This window comes from Jatrophihabitans sp., from assembly GCF_051960575.1.
Taxonomy (GTDB): domain Bacteria; phylum Actinomycetota; class Actinomycetes; order Mycobacteriales; family Jatrophihabitantaceae; genus JBQCEE01.
Map to the genome: position 1 here is coordinate 1 of NZ_JBQCEE010000130.1, position 16,015 is coordinate 16,015.

Here is a 16,015-nt window from a genome sequence, read left to right on the forward strand (position 1 = left end):
CGACGCCGTCGGCGGGCACGACGAACAGGCCGAGCCAGTACCCGTCGTCGCCCTGCTCGACACCGATCACCAACGTCTCGCGGATCTCGGGCAGCGACTCGAGCACGTCGTAGAAGTCGCTGCTGCCGAGCCGCACACCCTGCCGGTTCAGCGTCGAGTCGCTGCGTCCGTGGATCGAGACGCTGCCGTCGGCGTGCAGGGTCACCCAGTCGCCGTGACGCCAGACGCCGGGCCAGGTGTCGAAGTACGACTCGGTGTAGCGGGCGGCGTCCGGGTCGTTCCAGAGATGGACCGGCATCGACGGCATCGGCTGGGTGACCACGAGATCGCCCACCTCGTCGACGACCGGCCGGCCGTCCTCGTCCCAGGCGGCGCAGTCGACACCGGCGAGGCGGCCGCCGATCCGTCCGGGACGCACCGGCGCGTACTCGTTCGCGCCGACGAACGAGCCGGAGATGTCGGTGCCGCCGCTGGTCGAGTCGATGCGCACGTCGTCGCTGATGTGCTCGAGGATCCAGCGGTACCCGTCGGGCGGCAGCGCCGAGCCGCTCACCATGACGTGCCGCAGTCGGCCCAGGTCGTGCTCGGCCCTGGGCGAGATGCCGGTGTTCGCGGTGGCCGTCACGACCGCGGCGCCGAGCAGCATCACGTGCGCTCCGGTGCGGGCCGCGACCTCCCACACCGCGCCCTTCGGGTGGTTGGGGCTGCCCTCGTACAGCACGATGCTCGCGCCCTGCAGCAGCGCGCCGAGCTGCATGTTCCACAGCGCCCAGCCGGTGGACGTGAAGGTGAACATGCGCTCGCCCTCGCGCAGCCCGCAGTACAGCCCCGACCACTTGGTGCCCTCGAGGGTGATGCCGCCCTGGCTGTGCACGAGCCCCTTCGGCAGGCCGGTCGTGCCGGAGGTGAACAGCACCCAGAGCGGGTGCGAGAACTCGACCTGCTCGAAGACCGGTTCGTCGTCGCCGCCCGCGACGTCGTCCCACGGGTCGGCGCCGTCGGGGGCGTCGCGCTCGGGGAAGGCACACTGCACGTGGACGAACCGGCGCAGCGTCGGCAACCGGCGGCGCAGGTCGGCGACGACGTCGCCGCGATCGATGTCCTTGCCGTTCCAGTGGTAGCCGTCGGCGGCGATCAGCACCGTCGGCTCGAGCTGGGCCAGCCGGCCGATGGTGCCGTCGGAGCCGAAGTCGGGTGAGCAGCAGGCCCACACCGCGCCGACCGCCGCCGCGGCGAGGCACCCGATCACCGCGTGCTCGGTGTTCGGCAGGTAGGCACCGACGCGGTCGCCGGGGCGCACGCCGACGCGGCGCAGCCAGGCCGCCATCGAGGCGACGGCGCGGCGCAGGTCGCCCCAGGTGATCTCGCGCGCCGGCACGCCGCCCTCGCGCACGCACACGAGCGCGACGGCGTCGTCGGCCCCGCGGCGCAACGCGTGGTGCGCCCAGTTCAGCCGGCCCCCCGTGAACCAACGGGTGTGCGGCATCGGGTCGGGCGTGCGCACCTGCGTCCACGGCGTCGTGAAGTCGATGCCGTAATAGTCGACGACGGCCGCCCAGAAGCGGTCGAGGTCGTCGACCGACCACGCCCAGAACTCGTCGTGGTCGGCGAAGGTGCGGCCCTCGCGGCGTTCGAGCCAGTCGAGGTGCGCGCGCAGGGCGGATCGGGCGATGCGCAGGGCGGACGGTCGCCACAGCACGTCCGGCTCGGCGGTCATGCGACGAACGTAGAGGCGCCGCCGGCGTCGGGCACCGCCTGTGGGCGCACGTTGATGAACCGTTGAGGAAGCGCCCAGCAGGGGTTGAGCTTCGAGGGGTTCGCTCGCACCCAGCGTCGATCCGACCAGAAGGAGTGCCGCATGAAGCTCGCCCTCTACCTGCCCAACTTCCGCGACGAGGTGACCCTCAAGGAGCTCGAGGACCTCACGAACCTCGCCGAGGAGCTCGACTTCGACTCGGTCTGGACGCTCGACCGGATCGTGGTGCCGGAGGCGTCCGACCGTGAGGAGCTGCAGTTCCCGTTCGGCATGATGACCGACTTCCCGAAGATCATGCCGGTGATCGCACGGGGCAAATGGTTCCAGGGCATGACGCTCATCCCCTGGCTCGCCGCCAAGACGCGGAAGGTGCGCCTCGGCATGAGCATCATCGACACGCCGTACCGGTCGCCGGGAGTGCTCGCCGCGGAACTCGCGACGCAGGACCACCTGGCGAACGGACGCCTCAACGTCGGCGTCGGCTCGGGCTGGATGCCCGAGGAGTTCGCGGCCGCCAGCGTCTCGCACCTGTTCCCACGCCGGCATGCGCACGTGCGCGAGACGATCGAGATCATGCAGGGCATCTGGGACGCGAAGAACGAGGTCTTCGAGTACCACGGCGAGTTCGCCGACTTCGAGCCCTGCGGCTTCGGGCACAAGCCCCTGCAGCAGCCCGGCCCGCCGATCTACTTCTCCGGCCTCAAGGACCCGGCGCGCTCGGCCAAGCGCATCGCCAGGTACGGCTTGCACGGATGGATCGGCATCCAGGACTCGCCCGAGGACATCAAGCGCTGGCGCGGCGAGATGGAGCGTGAGCTCAACGAGCTCAACCGCGGCTTCCCCGACGGGTTCGACATGTGCTCGATGATCTGGTTCGTCATCACCGACGAACCGACGGACATGACTCCGGCCGGCAAGGCGAGCAACCTGCTCGCCGGCACCGCGCAGCAGATCGAGGACCAGCTCAAGCGCTACGCCGAGGCCGGCATGACGATGCCGCTGCTCTGGCCACCGTTCCGCGACGTGCCGACGGCCAAGACGCTGGACGACCTCAAGCGGCTCACCGAGGAGATCATGCCGAAGGTGAACGCGGTCAGCGCCTGACCGATGCGACTGGACGAGGGCGAGGCCCGCGCGCGGCTCGACGCCGAGCACCACGGGGTGTTCTGCACGCTGCACCCCGAGCGCGGGCCCGATCCGCAACCGTGCGTGTACGCCGTCAGCGGCGACGGCACCCACGTCGGTGTGCCCATCGACTCGGTCAAGCCCAAGGCGTCGACCCGCCTGCGGCGCGAGGACAACCTCGACGCCGACCCTCGCGGGGCGTTGCTCGTCGAACACTGGGAGACCGAGGACTGGACGCGCCTGTGGTGGGTGCGCGCGAACCTGCGGCACGTGCCCGAGCCGTCGTCCGACGTGGTCGACGACCTCGCCGACCGGCTGGCCCGGGCCGTGCCGCAGTACGCGGACAAGCCCTTCCACCGCGTCCTGGTCTGCCGGATCGAGGCCGTCACCGGGTGGTCGGCGGCCGCGCCCTGATCGACACCCGCCCGAACCGGTCACCGGCGGTTCGGACGGGTGTCGATCATGCACCGAGGTCGTCGCGGCGTCCGGCCCGGCCCCTGCGCGGGCCGGGCGCGCGACCTTCGACCCGGTCGCTCGCACGCGGCCGGGTTCACGCTCGACCGGTGACGTCCGGCGGCGAGCCGCTCCTCGTGGTGCGCGGTGTGCACAAGGCCTACCGCGGCACAACGGTGCTGCACGACGTGCACCTCACTGTGGCGGCCGGCGAACTCGTGGCGCTGACCGGCGAGAACGGCGCGGGCAAGACGACCCTGCTGCGCATCTGCGCCGGGCTCGTGCGGGCCGACCGGGGCAGCGTCGCGGTGGCCGACGGCATCGGGTACTGCCCGCAGGCCGCGAGCCTGTTCGACCTGCTGACCGCCGACGAGCACCTGATCATGTTCGGCCGCGGGCTCGGGCTGTCCCGCCCGGACGCCCTGCGCACCGGCCGTGCCCTCCTGGCCGAGTTCGGCTTCCCCGTCGGGCCGCGGGTGGTGACGTCCGAGATGTCGGGCGGCACGCGGCAGAAGGTGAACCTCGCCCTGGCCCTGCTGGGCCGGCCGACCCTGCTGCTGCTCGACGAGCCCTACCAGGGCTTCGACCGCGGCACCTACGTCAACTTCTGGGACCACTGTCACCGCTGGCGCGACGAGGGCCGGGCCGTGGTCGTGGTGACGCACCTGCTCGCCGAGACCGACCGGGTCGACCGCGTGGTCGAACTGCCTGCGCACGCCGTCACGGGGCGGGCGCGATGACGCCGGTGCAACGGATCGCCATCATGAGCGAGATGCACGGCCGCGACCTCGTGCGCCGGCGCTCGGCGCTGCTGCTGCTGCTCGCGCTGCCGTTGAGCTTCTACCTCGCGGTGGCGCACCAGGGCCGGTCGGCGATCCCCGCAGGCGCGATCGGGATGGCCTTCGCCGTCTCCGGCGCCACGCTGTTCTCGGCGGTGTCGTCACTCGCGGTCGACCAGCGGCTGGTGCTGTGCGGCTACCGGCCGGTGGAGCTGATGCTCGGGCGGCTGCTGTTCCTCGCACCGCTCGGCGCCGGCGTCGCCGTCGGCTTCGCGACGGTGATGGCGCTGCTCTCGCACCCCGCCCGGCCCTGGCTGCTGCCGGCGGCGGCGATCGTGGTCGCGGTGCAGTCGGTGCCCTTCGGGCTCGCGGTCGCGGCGCTCGTGCCTCGCGAGCTCGAGGGCACGCTCGTCGTCATCGGGGTCGTCGGGCTGCAGATGGCGACGCGAGGCAGCGGCGTCGTCGCCGGCCTGCTGCCCTTCCACGGGCCCTGGCGCATCGTCGACGCCGCGGTGGACGGTCACGGTCCGGTGCTCGCGCCGCTCGTCGAGACCCTTTCATACGGGATCGCGTTGTTCGTCCTGGCCCGGCTCGCGGTCGGGCGCCGACTGGTCGTGCACCGCCCGGACCGGGTGCCCTCGGCGGGGCTGGCGCGCAGCGACGGGCCGCTGTAACTTCGACGCGCGGCAGTCGTCGCGTCCGTCCTGCCGGTGGGCGGGCACCCCGTCGCTTCAGTCCCAGGTGACATGAGCTGCATCCCCGGGGGCCGCCATGTTCGACTCCGTCGATCCCGTCTCACTGTTCGCGTCCGGGCAGGACGTCGCCGACCGTGACCAACGCCTGCGGGCCGCGCTGATCGATGCCATGAACCACGTCTTCAGCGCGAGCGTGCGGCTCTCGTCGGCCCATCTCACGGCGCGCGACGCCGACGCCGAGGCGCGGCTGCAGGAGTGCATCAGCCGGCTCGACGAGCTGCTGCCCCAGCTGCGGCGGATCTACAGCTGAGGCTGCGGGCCGCTTGCGTCAGCGCGTGCGGCCGAGGGCCGTGATGTCGTCGGCCGCCGCGCGCACGAGCCGTTCCCCGAGTTCGATGAGGGCGCGGCCGACGGCCAGCTCGTCGCCGATCTCGGGCACGACCGTGTCCGACGGCCGGCGACGGGCCAGCCCTTCGGCGCTGAGCTCTCGGTCGCCCGTGTGCAGCACGACGCGCGCCAGCGTCGAGTCGTCGGTCTCGGACAGGTGCACCACGGCGCGCCAGTCGAGCGTGTGGGTCATCGTCCCGCTCCTTCCTTCTGGGTGGGTGTCACGCTGTCGGCCCTGCCGGCCAGCCGTTCGCGGGTGAGGAACGTGCCGAGCTCCTCGATGGTGCTCATCAGCGGCGCCGGGAAGACGACGGTCGTGTTCCGGTCGACGCCGATCTCGACCAGGCTCTGCAGGTTGCGCAGTTGCAGCGCGACCGGGTGCGCCATCATCACGTCGGACGCCTGCCCGAGCGCGTCCGCCGCCAGCGACTCGCCCTCGGCGTTGATGATCTTGGCGCGCTTCTCGCGTTCGGCCTCGGCCTGCTTGGCCATGGCGCGCTTCATCGTCTCGGGCAGCTGGATGTCCTTCAGCTCGACGAGGGTCACCTCGACACCCCACTCGACGGTGGTCACGTCGAGGATGGTGCGGATGTCGTCGTTGATGCGGTCGGTCTCGGCGAGGGTCTCGTCCAGGGTGTGGCGTCCGACGACCTTGCGCAGCGTCGTCTGCGCGATCTGGTCGATGGCGGCCCGGACGTTCTCGATCGCGACCACCGACTTCACCGGATCGGTGATCCGGTAGTAGGCGACCGCAGAGACGCCCACGCTGACGTTGTTGCGCGTGATGATCCCCTGGGACTGAATCGGCAGGGTGACGATGCGCAGCGACACCCGGTGCAGCACGTCGACGATCGGGATGATCAGCCGCAGGCCCGGCGCGCGCACGCCGACGAGGCGGTTGAGCCGGAACAGCACGCCGCGCTCGTACTGCCGCACGATGCGGACGGCGATGAGGAAGCCGATCAGCACGAGCAGGCCGACGCCGACCAGCAGGAACGTGAGGGCCTCTGCGGACATGGTCAGTCCCTTCTCGTCGTCATCGCGGGGCGAAGCGGATCGGTGCGTCCGCTTCCTCCGTCGGCTGCAGTGATGCCTGGGTCACCGAGACGAGACACCCCTGCCGAGGCCCGCAGACGACGCTGTTCGCACCGAACGGCCCGCGTAGCACGGTCACCGTCGCCGTGACGTCGCCGTGGGCGTCGGCGGTCGCGGTCAGCATGCCGGCGAGGTTGCAGTCACCGGGGCCCGTCGACGTGCCCTTCTGGGCGCACTCGATGACCTGCAGCGTCTCGAAGGCGCTGAAGCCGTGCCCGGTGATGCGGACGGACTGGCCGTCGCGCAGGTCGTGGTCGGGTGTCACGACGATCGTCGGTGCGGCCGAGGGTGGCCGGGTGGTCGACGCCGACACCGGCGCGGACGAGGTCGATGTCGCCGCTGAGGTCGACGTCGGAGCCGAGGTCGTCGGCAGGGTGCCCGACGACGGGCGGACGATGCCGCCGCCGCTCGAGCCGCACCCGGCCGCGACCAGCGTGGTCAGCACCGTGGCCGCGGTCGTCAGGACGCGCCCGCGCATGCCGTCACCCCCGCACGCTCGACCGCGCCGTCGCGCAGCGTGACGATCCGGTCGGCCCTCGCCGCGACCGACGGGTCGTGCGTCACCATCAGCACGGTCACGTCCGGTCGGTGCGTGCGCAGGTCGGCGAACAGGCGCAGCACGCCACGGACCGCGTCGCTGTCGAGGCTGCCCGTGGGCTCGTCGGCGAGCACGATCGGCGGGTCGTTCGCCAGCGCGCGGGCGATCGCGACACGCTGGCGTTCACCGCCGGACAGCCGCGGTGGCCGGCGCTGCTCACGGCCGTCCAGATCGACGGCGTGCAGCAGGTCGCGTGCCCGGCGACGGCGCTCGGTGCGGTCGTGGCGCCCACCGAACATCGCGATCTCGACGTTCTGCTGCGCGCTGAGCTGCGGCAGGAGGTTGTGCAATTGGAAGACGAGCCCGACGGTCGAACGCCGGTAGGCCGCCGCATCGGGCAACGCGGCGAGGTCGCGTCCCAGCACCTCGATCGTCCCGCCCGTCGGCCGGTCGAGCGCCGCGAGCAGGTGCAGCAGCGTCGACTTGCCGCACCCGGACGGACCGGTGAGCGCGACCCACTCGCCGCGCGCGACCTCGAGCTCCACCCCGCGCAGCGCGGCGACCGTGCCGTGATCGAACTCCTTACGCAGGCCGTGGACGACGATGGCGGGCGGGGCGTCACTCATGGCGCAGCGCCTCCAGCGGCGACAACCGTGCGGCCCGCACCGCCGGGGCGATGCCGCCGAGCAGGCTCATCGACCCCGCCGCGAGCAGCGCCCGCCAGAAGGCGGTCGCGGTGTAGACGGGGTGCAGGATGCCGACCAGGCTGGGCAACTGCCCGATCACCTGCGTCGCGGCGAACGAGAGCACGACGCCGCCCGCCGCGCCGAGCAGGCCGATCGCGAGCGCCTCACCGATGACCATGCGGGCGATCCGCGGGCTCGACCAGCCGATCGCCGCCAGCACCCCGAACTCGCGCGTGCGCTCGATGAAGGTGAGGGTCATGGTGGTCATGACGACGACCGCGCCGATGAGCACGGCGAGCACGGTGCTGCCGCGGTCGGCGGCGTTGATCAGCGCGAGGCTGCGGTCGGCGCGGCCGAAGTCGGCGGCGGTGCGCACGGTCACGAGCTGCGGGTGGTCGTGCTCGATGCGTGCGCGCAGGGTGCCGAGGTCGGCGCCCGGACGCGCTCGGACGAAGACGAGGGTGAGCCCGCCCGGCTGGCGCTGCGCGGCCTGGAACGGCACCAGCGGCAGCATGGTGCCGGCGTCGCCGAGGGCCTGCCCGGTCGAGAAGATGCCGACGACGTGGAAGGGGTGGCCGTCGACGGCGATGGTGTCGCCGACGTGCTTGCGGAGGTTGGCCGCGGCCCGCCACCCGAGCAGCAGCTGGTTCGCGCTGTCGTCGGCGAACGGCCGGCCGGCGACGATGCGCACCCCGAACGCGTCCAGGTCGGCCGCGCGGATGCCGAACTCGAGGAAGAGCGGGTTGTCGGCGGTCAGTCGGGTGGTGCCGATCAGGACGCCGGTCGCCGCCGCGACGTCGCGGTCGGCGGCGATCGAGGCGAGGGTCGCCTGGTCGATGGTGCTGTCGAGCAGGTCGGAGACCCCGCGCTGGGAGATGGTGAAGTCGGCGCGTCCGGTCTGCATGATGCCGAGCGCCGTCTCGTGCAGGCTGTGTTTGACGACGGTGAAGGTCACGACGGTCATGACGCCGATCGCCACCGCGGTCGAGGCGAAGGCCAGCCGCAGCTTGCGCGTGCCGATGTTGTGCAGCACGAGCCCGGCGAAGGTCAACCCCCCGTCGCCGCCACCGCGCATCGCCCGCCCCCTCCGGCGGACCTCGGGGCGTCACTCCCCGTCTTCGGACGATGGGTCAAGCTCGGCGTCGAACCGCCGACCGCGACATACGTGCGCCCCGAGGTCGCTCACCGGGTCATCCCCGGCACGTCGAGCGTGGGCCGCCGGCGTGCGCGCCGCCCGGGTCGTTCCTCCCGGCTCGGGCCCGTCCGCGCCCGGGGCGGCGACCCAAACCCGGGCCGACGCCGTGCCGTTCAGCCATGGTGCGCGGGCCCACAGAGGCCTAACGTCCGTGCATGGGCGAGGTGAGACAGATGGACGACACGAAGAACTCCCCATGATCGCGCTCGACGACGTCACCCACGAGCTGGCCGGGCTCGCACACACCTGGGAACCAGGTGGTGACGTCTTCGAGGCGCTGCGCGACCTGACGGTCCGGATCGTCCGTGCCCTGCATCTGACCGGCGCGGGCGTCTCGTTGATGTCCGACGGCGCGCTGCAGTTCGTGGCGACCGACAGCGACTGGTCGGCGGTGCTCGAGCGCGTGCAGGACGACGTCGGCGAAGGGCCCTGCTACGACGCCTGGGTGTCCGGTGCGCCGAGCCTGGTGACGCGGATGGGCGAGGGCGAGGCCGGTCGCTGGCCGACCTTCGCCGCCACGGCGGCCGAGCAGCGGGCCGTCGCCGTCGCCGCCGTGCCGGTGCGCGGGCGGAAGCGGATCGGGGTGCTCGACCTCTACGTGGACAGCGAGCACCTCTGGAGCCCCGACGAGGTGGCCGTCGCGACGGCGTTCGCGGCCATGACCGCTACGCACGTGCTGAACGCGTTGGCGCTCGAGCGCGAACAGCGCACGGTGCAGCAGTTGCAGCAGGCGTTGGAGAGCCGGGTCGTGATCGAGCAGGCGAAGGGCATCGTCGCGGCGGAGCGCGGGATCGGGGTCGACGAGGCGTTCCGCGCACTGCGCAAGCACGCGAACGACCGCAACGTGACGCTGCGGTCGGTCGCCGAGGCTGTCGTGAAGCTGGGGCTGCGACCATGACGTCCGACGGCGGGCCGAGCGCGCGCCGACCCACGAGTGGCCGGTTGAGCCAGGCGAACCTGTCCCTCCGGGCGGCCAGGGAGCGGCGGCTGGCCGAGGAGGCGGGGGTCGACGCCGCGGCGACGTACGAGCGGCTCGAGGCGACCCCCACCGGCTCGCGGCTGGTGGCCGTGCACGCGCGGTTGCTGTTCGCGCAGCGGCGGGCCGAGGAACGGCACCGCGTCGCCGCCGAGTTCTACGACGCCCTCGCGAGTCGTCGCGCCGCGTCGCCGGCGGACTGGCCGCAGGCGCTGGCGGACGGCGCGGCCGCGCTCGCATCCATCTGCGTCGCGACGGGCGCCCGAGGCGCGGTGGTGCGGTTGCCGACCGGCGGGACGATCGGGGCGGTGCTCGCGTCGGACGCGCGGGCCGCAGCCGCGGAGGCCGGTGAGTCGATGCTCGGCGAGGGCCCGGCGTTTGACTGCGCCGTCTCGGGGTCGCTGCACGTCGCCGAGGCGGACCTCGGAAGCCGCTGGCCGTTCTACGGGCCGGTGCTGGCGGGGATGGACATCCACTCGGTGAGTGCGTCGACGCTGCGGGGCGGGCTCGGCACGCTGGTGCTCTACGACGCTGCGATCGGGCCGCCGTGGTCGGGTGCGTCGTCGACGATCGACGCCGCGGCCGACATCCTGCCCGGCGGGGGCGGGACACCGCGGGACCGCGCCATGAGCCTGCTGCCGGACGCGACCGCCTTCGACCACCATCCCGTCGTGCACCAGGCCGCCGGTGTGCTGCACGTGCGGCTGGGGTGCGCCATCGACGACGCGGTGGCCCTGCTACGCGCCCGGGCCTTCGCGGAAGGCCTGCCGACCGAGGTCGTCGCGCGGGCCGTCCTCGACGGCACGACCCTGCTCGCGGACACCTGACCGCACCGCGTCGACCGCGTCGGCGATCGCGGTGGCGACGCGGTCGATGGGCACCACCGTGTCCGCCGCGAGCCGCACGAGCGCGGCCGAGGGCATGCCGGCCGCGAAGGCCGACAGCGGGTCCTCGACGACGGTGCGGCCACCGAGCAGGTGCACGGCCATCGCGCCGGTCGCGCCGTCGCCGCCGTGACCGGACAGCACGACGCCGATCGCCCGGGAGCCGAGGCTCGTCGCCAGCGTGCCGAGCAGGAGATCCGCCGACGGGCGGGGTGCGCCGTCGGTCGGGATCAGCCACAGCCGGCCGGCGGCATCGATGACGGCGTGCACGGCCTCGGGCACGACCAGCAGGTCGCCGGACGCGAGGTGCCGCCCGTCCCGTGCCCGCTGCACCGACCGGCCGGTCTCCCACTGCAGCGCGTGGTCGAGCGTCGACCGTCTGCCCGGGTTGAGGTGCTGGGCCAGGACGACGGCGGCGGGCAGTCGCGGGGGCAGCTCGCGCAGCACCGTGGCCAGCGCCGACAGGCCGCCGGCGGAGCAGACCACCCCGACGACGGGGAGGTCGGGTGGCGTCGCACGCACGCATCTCACCGCCGCTCCGGGAATCTGCCCCGCCGAGCATCGGACGGGGATCCGGCGCGCCGCAGGGTCGAACGGCGTGGCCCGCACCCGCCTTCGGCGGGACCCGGGCCGTCCGGTCGGCCCGGTCGTCCGGTGCCGTGCGGGCGGATGCTGCGGATGCTGCGGATGCTCTGGTTGCTGTGGCCAGGACGGTACCGCGCGCAGGAGGAACCGATGGGCGAGGACGGCGGGGGCGCGACGCCCCGGTTGGGCGTGCTGGACGCGGAGTTCTTCGATCTCGAGGACGACGCGATCAGCCTGCACATCGGCGCGGTGGCGGTCTTCGCCGGCCCAGCACCGGAGGCCGACGAGCTCACCGGGCGCTACCTCGACCAGGTGCGACAGGTGCCTGCGCTGCGCCGGCACCTGCGTCGCGGCCGGCTCGGGCTGACAGCAGCGCAGTGGGTCGACGACCCGGCGTTCGACATCGAGTACCACCTGCCGCGGCTGCGGCTGCCCGGCACCGGCGGCGACGACGAGCTCGAGGACGTCGTCGGACGCATCATGTCCTTCCGGCTCGACGAGACGCGTCCGCCCTGGGAGGCCTGGATCGTCGAGGGCCTGGACGACGGCCGGTGGGCCATCATCACCAAGCTGCACCACAGCATGGTCGACGGCCTCGCCGGCATGGCGGTCTTCGAGTCGCTGCTCGACCACGGCGAGGCGACGGGGTCGACCGAGCGGGGGCCGCAGCCGGCAGGGCCGGCGCGGCACCGACCGCGTCCGCTGCGCACGCTGACCCGGCCCCGGGTCGCCATCCGCGGGCTGGAGGGGCTCGGGCGGGGCGCGCTGCGGCTGGTGGGCGCCGCGCGGCCCGTGCCGCGGACCTCGCTCGTCGGCGCACTGCACGGCCCGCGGAGCTACCGCACCGCGGTGCTCGACGAGCATGCCGTCGACCGGTTGGCCCGACGGTGGGCGGCGACGCGCAACGACATCGTGCTCGCCACCGTGACGGGGGCGTTCCGGCGCCTGCTGCTGAGCCGGGGCGAGCCCGCCGGCCCGCACACGGTGCGGTGTCTCGTCCCTGTCGCCGTCCGACACGACGACGCCGGTTCGGCCGAGGCCGGCAACCACGTCTCGGCGATCCTGCTCGACCTCCCGGTCGACCGCGACGACGCCGGCGACGCGTGCGGGGCGGTGATCCGGCGCATGCGCGAGGCGAAGGAGGGGCATGAGGCCCTCGCGGGCGAGGCGGCGCAGGCGGTCGCGTCGCTGCTGCCGCCCGCGCTGGTGCTGGGTGCGGTGCGCGCGGCACGGCGACTCCCCCACCAGGTGCTCACCACGGTCGTGACGAACGTGCCCGGCCCGCCGACCGTGCCGACCCTGCTCGGCCGTCGGTTGCTGCGGCTCAGCCCGTACGTCCCGATCGCCGAGGGCATCCGCATCGGTGTCGCCGTCACCCGCTACGACGGCCGCATGACCATCGGTGTCACCGCCGACCGCGACTCGACACCGGATCTCGCCGTCTTCGTCCAGGGCGTGCACGACAGCTTCGCCGACCTGCTCGACGAGGCTGCGGGTCACGCGACCACCTGAGGCCGACACCCGCGCGCGGACAGGCGAAAACGGGCACCCACGACCGCCGGTGCGCGCCTACAGTGCAAGCGTGACCCGACCGGACGCTGCACGTCGCACCGCCATGCTCACGGTCGACGACGACCCCGGGGTGTCGCGCGCCGTCGCCCGCGAACTGCGGCGGCGCTACGGCGACACGCACCGCATCGTGCGGGCCGAGTCGGGCGAGCAGGCGCTCGACGCGCTGCGCGAGATGAAGCTGCGCGACGAGACGGTCGCGCTGCTGCTCGCCGACTTCCGCATGCCGGGCATGAACGGGCTCGAGTTCCTCGAGGCCGCGATGGACGTCTTCCCGTCCGCGCGGCGACTGCTGCTCACCGCGTACGCCGACACGAGCGCGGCGATCGATGCGATCAACGTCGTCGACCTCGACTACTACCTGCTGAAACCGTGGGATCCGGCCGAGGAGAAGCTGTACCCGGTGATCGACGCGCAGCTCGAGGCGTGGGCCGCCACCGGGCACGTCGCCACGCCCGAGCTCAAGGTCGTCGGGCACCGCTGGTCGGCGCGGTCGTCCGAGACCCGCGAGTTCCTGGCGCGCAACCCGGTGCCGTACCGCTGGTGGTCGGCCGAGTCGCCGGAGGGGCAGCGGCTGCTGGCGGCCGCGGGCGCCGACGGGCGCGTCCTGCCCCTCGTGGTCGGCGCCGACGGCACCGCGCTCGTCGCGCCGAACGATGCCGAGCTGGCGGCGCTCGCGGGCATCCAGACGGCACCGGCGCAGGACTTCTACGACCTCGTCGTGGTCGGTGGCGGGCCGGCCGGGCTCGGTGCCGCGGTGTACGGCGCGAGCGAGGGGCTGCGTACCGTGCTCGTCGAGCGCACCGCCACCGGTGGGCAGGCCGGCCAGAGCTCGCGCATCGAGAACTACCTCGGCTTCCCCGACGGCGTGTCCGGCGCACAGCTGACCGACAGGGCCCGGCGGCAGGCGACGAAGTTCGGCGCCGAGCTGATCACCGCGCGCGAGGCCTGCGCCCTCGAGATCAGCGGCTCGGCGCGCACGGTGCGGTTCAGCGACGGCGGGTCGATCGCCGCACACACGGTCATCCTGGCCACGGGCGTCTCGTACCGGCAGCTCGCGGCGCCGGGCGTCGACGAGCTCACCGGCCGCGGCGTCTACTACGGCTCGGCGCTGACCGAGGCCGCCGACTGCGCCGACCAGGACGTCTACATCGTCGGCGGCGCGAACTCGGCGGGGCAGGCGGCGGTGCACCTGGCGCGGGGCGCGCGCTCGGTGACGCTCGTGGTGCGCGGCAACTCGCTGCAGCAGTCGATGTCGCACTACCTGATCGAGCAGATCGCGAACGTCCCGAACATCGGCGTGCGCACGTGCACCGAGGTGGTCGAGGCGCAGGGCTCGTCCGACGGCGACGGCACCGACCACCTCGTCGGCGTGCGGCTGCGCGACAACAGCACCGGCGCGGTCGAGACGGTCGACGCCGACCACCTGTTCGTCTTCATCGGCGCGGCGCCGCGCACCGACTGGCTCGACGACACGCTGGTGCGTGACGCGCGCGGGTTCGTGCCGACCGGGCCCGACCTCACCGTCGACGGTGCGCGGCCGCCCGGGTGGGACCTCGACCGCGCGCCGATGCATCTCGAGACGAGCGTGCCCGGCGTCTTCGCCGCCGGCGACGTGCGGGCCGAGTCGGCGAAGCGCGTGGCGTCCGCCGTCGGCGAGGGCGCACTCGCGGTCATGCTCGTCCACCGCTACCTGGAGGGTCTCGGATGACGGACCTGGTGCCCTGCGACGTCGTCGAACTGCGCTCGCTGTTCCTGTTCGAGAAGCTCACCGACGAGCAGCTCGCCTGGCTGTGCGCCCGCGGGCACGTCCAGCAGCACGAGGCGGGCGTGGTGGTGCGCGAGGGCGACCCGGGCGAGTGGCTCTACGTGCTGCTCGAGGGCACCATCGCGCTGTCGCGCCGGGTCGGTGCCGACGACGTCGAGACGACGCGCACGAGCCAGCGCGGCGTCTACGCCGGCGCGTGGTCGGCGTTCGTCGACGAGGCGACGACCTACAACGCGACCGTGCACGCGGTGACGCCGGTGCGGCTGTTCGCGCTGGCGGCAGCCGACTTCCGCGAGCTGATGCAGCAGTGGTTCCCGATGGCGCTGCACCTGCTCGAGGGGCTGTCGTACGGCGCGCAGACCTCGCAGCGGCTCATCGGTCAGCGCGAGCGGCTGCTCGCCCTCGGCGCGCTCTCGGCCGGATTGACGCACGAGCTCAACAACCCCGCGTCCGCCGCGCTGTCGGCGACCAGCGCGCTGCGCAACCGGGTCGCCGGCATGCGGCACAAGCTCGCGCTCATCGCGGGCGGCGCGTGGGACCGGCACCAGCTCGAGACGCTGATCCGGCTGCAGGAGGAAGCGGTCGAGCAGGTCGCGAAGGCGCCGGCACTCAGCCCGCTCGAGGCCAGCGACCGCGAGGACGAACTCGGCGACTGGCTGGAGGACCACGGGATCGGCGGCGGTTGGGATCTCGCGCCCACGTTCGTCCAGTCGGGTCTGGACGTCGAGTGGCTCGACCGCATCGCCGACACCACCGACGCGTCGATGCTCGAAGGTGCCGTGCGCTGGCTCGCGTACACGCTCGAGACCGAGCTGCTGATGAACGAGATCGAGGACTCGACCGGGCGCATCTCGACGCTGGTGACCGCGGCCAAGCAGTACTCGCAGATGGACCGCGCGCCGTACCAGGTGCTCGACGTGCACGAACTGCTCGACAGCACACTGGTGATGATGAGCTCGAAGCTGGCCGGCATCGAGATCGTGAAGGACTACGACCGCTCGCTGCCGAAGCTGCCGGTGTACGGCGCAGAACTGAACCAGGTCTGGACGAACCTGATCGACAACGCCGTCCAGGCGATGGACGGCCGCGGCACGCTGACGGTGCGGACGGCGAAGGTCGACGACCGGGCGCAGATCGAGATCGCGGACACGGGGGCGGGCATCCCCGAGGACGTGATCGGCCGGATCTTCGAGCCGTTCTTCACCACCAAACCGGTCGGGCAGGGCACCGGACTCGGCCTCGACATCTCGTGGCGCATCGTCGTCAACAAGCACCACGGCGACCTGTCGGTGACCTCGCAGGCCGGCGACACGCGCTTCGTCGTGCGGCTGCCGCTGGTCGCCCGGTCGGCGGCGGCGGGCGCCGCCGGCGCCGGACAGCAGGAGGAAGCATGACCAGCGGCATCGATCCCACGGTCGCCCCGCCCGGCCCAGGCGGCGTCGACTGCGAGGGCGCGGGCGGGTGGTGGGTGCACCGGCGCCGCTGCGCCCACTGCGGGCACGGCGGGGGGTGCGACACGTCGCC

At 73.0% G+C, this 16,015-nt stretch carries 17 protein-coding genes; 10 read left to right on the forward strand and 7 right to left on the reverse strand.

Annotated elements, in window-relative coordinates; translation table 11 throughout:
- Nucleotides 1-1,717 (reverse strand): acetoacetate--CoA ligase (locus ACTHMS_RS06975; RefSeq protein WP_440305944.1); only part of this gene is annotated, 1,717 nt, incomplete at its 3' end.
- Nucleotides 1,718-1,858: 141 nt separating this feature from the next.
- Here ACTHMS_RS06975 and ACTHMS_RS06980 point away from each other — a divergent pair.
- The 5 genes from ACTHMS_RS06980 (at nt 1,859) to ACTHMS_RS07000 (ending at nt 5,118) form a co-directional block, all read left to right on the forward strand.
- Entirely contained in the window at nt 1,859-2,860 is a 1,002-nt protein-coding gene (locus tag ACTHMS_RS06980; protein ID WP_440305945.1) for an LLM class flavin-dependent oxidoreductase, read from the forward strand.
- A 3-nt stretch (nt 2,861-2,863) separates the two neighbouring features.
- Nucleotides 2,864-3,295, forward strand: a complete 432-nt coding sequence (locus tag ACTHMS_RS06985) for a hypothetical protein (RefSeq protein ID WP_440305946.1) — start codon at nt 2,864-2,866, stop codon at nt 3,293-3,295.
- A 149-nt stretch (nt 3,296-3,444) separates the two neighbouring features.
- On the forward strand, nt 3,445-4,074 hold the full coding sequence (locus tag ACTHMS_RS06990) for an ATP-binding cassette domain-containing protein (protein WP_440305947.1): 630 nt from the start codon (nt 3,445-3,447) through the stop codon (nt 4,072-4,074).
- A gap of 23 nt (nt 4,075-4,097) precedes the next feature.
- Nucleotides 4,098-4,787 (forward strand): hypothetical protein, encoded by a 690-nt coding sequence (locus tag ACTHMS_RS06995; RefSeq protein WP_440305948.1) that lies wholly within the window; start codon nt 4,098-4,100, stop codon nt 4,785-4,787.
- A 97-nt stretch (nt 4,788-4,884) separates the two neighbouring features.
- The gene (locus ACTHMS_RS07000; protein ID WP_440305949.1) at nt 4,885-5,118 is read left to right on the forward strand and encodes a hypothetical protein; all 234 of its coding nucleotides are present in this window, start codon (nt 4,885-4,887) and stop codon (nt 5,116-5,118) included.
- Between the two features lie 18 nt (nt 5,119-5,136).
- Here ACTHMS_RS07000 and ACTHMS_RS07005 read toward each other — a convergent pair whose 3' ends face one another.
- From ACTHMS_RS07005 to ACTHMS_RS07025, 5 genes are read right to left on the reverse strand one after another with little or no spacing between them, the layout of a single operon-like run.
- A complete protein-coding gene (locus tag ACTHMS_RS07005; RefSeq protein WP_440305950.1) occupies nt 5,137-5,388 on the reverse strand; it encodes a dsRBD fold-containing protein in 252 nt (83 codons plus the stop codon).
- Nucleotides 5,385-6,212 carry a slipin family protein gene (locus ACTHMS_RS07010; RefSeq protein WP_440305951.1) on the reverse strand — a complete coding sequence of 276 codons (828 nt, stop codon included), beginning with the start codon at nt 6,210-6,212 and terminating at the stop codon, nt 5,385-5,387. Before ACTHMS_RS07010 ends, ACTHMS_RS07005 begins: the two co-directional genes overlap by 4 nt.
- 19 nt (nt 6,213-6,231) lie before the next feature.
- Entirely contained in the window at nt 6,232-6,768 is a 537-nt protein-coding gene (locus ACTHMS_RS07015) for a neocarzinostatin apoprotein domain-containing protein (protein ID WP_440305952.1), read from the reverse strand.
- Nucleotides 6,750-7,454, reverse strand: coding sequence for an ABC transporter ATP-binding protein (locus ACTHMS_RS07020; protein WP_440305953.1), 705 nt, complete (start codon nt 7,452-7,454; stop codon nt 6,750-6,752). Before ACTHMS_RS07020 ends, ACTHMS_RS07015 begins: the two co-directional genes overlap by 19 nt.
- Nucleotides 7,447-8,589: an ABC transporter permease gene (locus tag ACTHMS_RS07025; protein WP_440305954.1), complete on the reverse strand. Its 1,143-nt coding sequence runs from the start codon at nt 8,587-8,589 to the stop codon at nt 7,447-7,449. Before ACTHMS_RS07025 ends, ACTHMS_RS07020 begins: the two co-directional genes overlap by 8 nt.
- A gap of 316 nt (nt 8,590-8,905) precedes the next feature.
- On the opposite strand from ACTHMS_RS07025, the gene ACTHMS_RS07030 reads away from it, so the two are divergent.
- Both ACTHMS_RS07030 and ACTHMS_RS07035 read left to right on the forward strand, forming a co-directional pair.
- Nucleotides 8,906-9,607: an ANTAR domain-containing protein gene (locus ACTHMS_RS07030; protein WP_440305955.1), complete on the forward strand. Its 702-nt coding sequence runs from the start codon at nt 8,906-8,908 to the stop codon at nt 9,605-9,607.
- Nucleotides 9,604-10,512, forward strand: a complete 909-nt coding sequence (locus ACTHMS_RS07035; RefSeq protein ID WP_440305956.1) for an ANTAR domain-containing protein — start codon at nt 9,604-9,606, stop codon at nt 10,510-10,512. Before ACTHMS_RS07030 ends, ACTHMS_RS07035 begins: the two co-directional genes overlap by 4 nt.
- Here the strand turns inward: ACTHMS_RS07035 and ACTHMS_RS07040 are convergent.
- Nucleotides 10,423-11,091, reverse strand: a complete 669-nt coding sequence (locus ACTHMS_RS07040; RefSeq protein ID WP_440305957.1) for a chemotaxis protein CheB — start codon at nt 11,089-11,091, stop codon at nt 10,423-10,425. The genes ACTHMS_RS07035 and ACTHMS_RS07040 overlap by 90 nt on opposite strands.
- 147 nt (nt 11,092-11,238) lie before the next feature.
- Between ACTHMS_RS07040 and ACTHMS_RS07045 the strand changes: the two genes are divergently transcribed.
- The 3 genes from ACTHMS_RS07045 (at nt 11,239) to ACTHMS_RS07055 (ending at nt 15,885) form a co-directional block, all read left to right on the forward strand.
- The gene (locus ACTHMS_RS07045) at nt 11,239-12,666 is read left to right on the forward strand and encodes a wax ester/triacylglycerol synthase family O-acyltransferase (protein ID WP_440305958.1); all 1,428 of its coding nucleotides are present in this window, start codon (nt 11,239-11,241) and stop codon (nt 12,664-12,666) included.
- A 103-nt stretch (nt 12,667-12,769) separates the two neighbouring features.
- On the forward strand, nt 12,770-14,434 hold the full coding sequence (locus tag ACTHMS_RS07050; RefSeq protein WP_440305960.1) for an FAD-dependent oxidoreductase: 1,665 nt from the start codon (nt 12,770-12,772) through the stop codon (nt 14,432-14,434).
- Complete coding sequence (locus ACTHMS_RS07055; RefSeq protein WP_440305959.1) at nt 14,431-15,885, forward strand: ATP-binding protein; 1,455 nt, start codon at nt 14,431-14,433, stop codon at nt 15,883-15,885. Before ACTHMS_RS07050 ends, ACTHMS_RS07055 begins: the two co-directional genes overlap by 4 nt.
- Nucleotides 15,886-16,015: the final 130 nt, after the last annotated feature.